Below are 2133 nucleotides of genomic sequence, written 5' to 3' on the forward strand. Positions count from 1 at the left end.
GCATTTGGGACATTCTACGCCTTGCTTGTCCCGAAATTCTTTCCATTTTGATTTGCAACTTGCCTCATCAGGATATTGCTCTACGAAATTGAGTAGGTTCATGATAACTATTTGATACTAAGTTACAAAATTTAGGTAATATATCGAGGATTCATTATACATTAATATATCCTACGCCGACCAAGCAGAATAAAAGTCTGGGGAGTCCATATACAGAGATGTTTAGAGAATTTCAAAAAAAATTATTAGAACCACACACTGTAATTTTTGTTATTGGTTATAGTTTCAGTGATGAACATGTTAATAATATTATTTACCAAGCTTTAGCAACAAATACTACAATTAATTTAGTAATTATTAATAGTGTTACAGACAGTAGTGTTGCAAAAATTAATGATAATAGAATATTTAAGATTTATGGAAAGGATACATCTGGAAATAATATTCATTATTTTAATTATATAGTTAAAAATCTGATGCCTGATATAGATATGTTCAAAGATGAAAACATCATGTTGAATGAATTTATTAAACAATTAAAAAAATAATTGAATGAGAATAGGTAAAATTGTATCTGTTGAATATGATAAATTTAGAGTAAAGTTATTTCATAATACAAAAATATCAACTGTAAATATTTCTGGAAAAGTTTATTATTTTGGCAATATTGGAAGTTATCTAAAAGTTAATAATTCTTTGGGGGATTCTATTGTTTGTGAGGTTATTTCTGTTCTTGATAGTAGTAATGATTCTAAACCATTCAGTGAGTTTAATTTGGATAGTTCTAGAGAGTTGATAATAAAACCAATTGGCACACTTTTCAAAAATAACTCATTTTCAATGGGTGTAGGTATTTTCCCTTCAATTTATTCAGATGTACAGATTGTAACAGAAGAAAATATGAGAACAATTTTCACAGATAAAGAAATTGTATCATCAGATTCAAAGATTCATAGTTATTTTGATATTGGAATTAGTAAAAATTTTATCAATTATCATGTGGATATAAATATTAATAAATTGTTCGGTATTCATACTGCTATTTTAGGAAATAGTGGAAGCGGTAAATCAAACACAATTTCACATATATTGCAAGAACTATTAAGAAAGAAGAATAACATTGGTGCAGGTATCAAAGTGATTCTTTTAGATGTAAACGGTGAATATAAAAATGCTTTTAATAAAGGTGTTTCAAATGATATTTCAACTCATTTTTACAAACCGCAAATTTCAAAAGAGCACCAGAAATTTGAGTTACCTTATTATTTAATGAACTTAGATGAATGGTCTGCATTTCTAATGGCTTCTGATAAAACTCAAAAGCCTTTTTGGGATAGGGTCCTTCAAGAATGTTATAGATTTTACAAGATAGACACTGATGATTCGGTAATGCAAGAAACATATATTAATTATTTACGATATAAACTCGTAAACATTCTAGATTTCATTTTTAGCAGGGTAGATAGTGATACTGCAAATGTAACCTCCGCGGCAAGTGCAATTAGAAAAATTCAATCTATAATAAAAACTAGTTTTAAAAAAAATGAAAGTGTAAATGAACTATTATCTGATATTTCGTTTGTTCTTGAAAAGTGTACGCTTTCTTACGGTGTTCAAAATAATAATCTGAAGATTGCAATTGAAACCTTAAAAGATAAAATTAGTTTTGATACTGCGGTAGAAGTTGAAGCAACAAAACTAAAACATGGAAATTATTACGATTATAAATTTCTAAAAATTGCATGCGAAATTGTTTTGCTAGAAGAAAATGCAAAGGGAAATTATAAGATTTATGATAATACTTCAACCATGATGTCTCGTCTAGATTATTTTTTAGATAATTCAGAGTGTAATTTTATGAAAGTTGAAAATAAATATTCTGATGAAAGTGATTATCTAAAAAAAGTATTGTTTATAGATTCAGAAGATAAAAAACAACTTATAGTAATTGATTCAAGTGAGCTTTCAAGAGATATTCTTGAACTTACGTCCAGTGTTTTATGTAGAATTGTTTTTGATCACAGAAAAAGATTAACAGGTGAGCAACGAAAAAAAAATCCAATTCATTTAGTGTTAGACGAAGCCCACAGATATATTAAAAAAGATACAGATTAACCCGTAGTGCATTATAAA

The 2133-nt window shown here is 27.5% G+C and carries 2 protein-coding genes and 1 pseudogene; 2 read left to right on the forward strand and 1 reads right to left on the reverse strand.

Translation table 11 applies throughout. The features are described from left to right. Window positions 1-102: pseudogene (locus tag EGH73_RS00175) on the reverse strand (IS1595 family transposase); the annotation flags it as partial. Window positions 103-218: 116 nt separating this feature from the next. On the opposite strand from EGH73_RS00175, the gene EGH73_RS00180 reads away from it, so the two are divergent. Both EGH73_RS00180 and EGH73_RS00185 read left to right on the forward strand, forming a co-directional pair. Beyond that, a complete protein-coding gene (locus tag EGH73_RS00180) occupies window positions 219-548 on the forward strand; it encodes an SIR2 family protein (RefSeq protein WP_184808040.1) in 330 nt (109 codons plus the stop codon). Between the two features lie 4 nt (window positions 549-552). Next, window positions 553-2115, forward strand: coding sequence for a helicase HerA domain-containing protein (locus EGH73_RS00185; RefSeq protein ID WP_123280144.1), 1563 nt, complete (start codon window positions 553-555; stop codon window positions 2113-2115). Window positions 2116-2133: the final 18 nt, after the last annotated feature.

The organism is Epilithonimonas hominis (assembly GCF_003730015.1).
Lineage (GTDB): Bacteria > Bacteroidota > Bacteroidia > Flavobacteriales > Weeksellaceae > Epilithonimonas > Epilithonimonas hominis.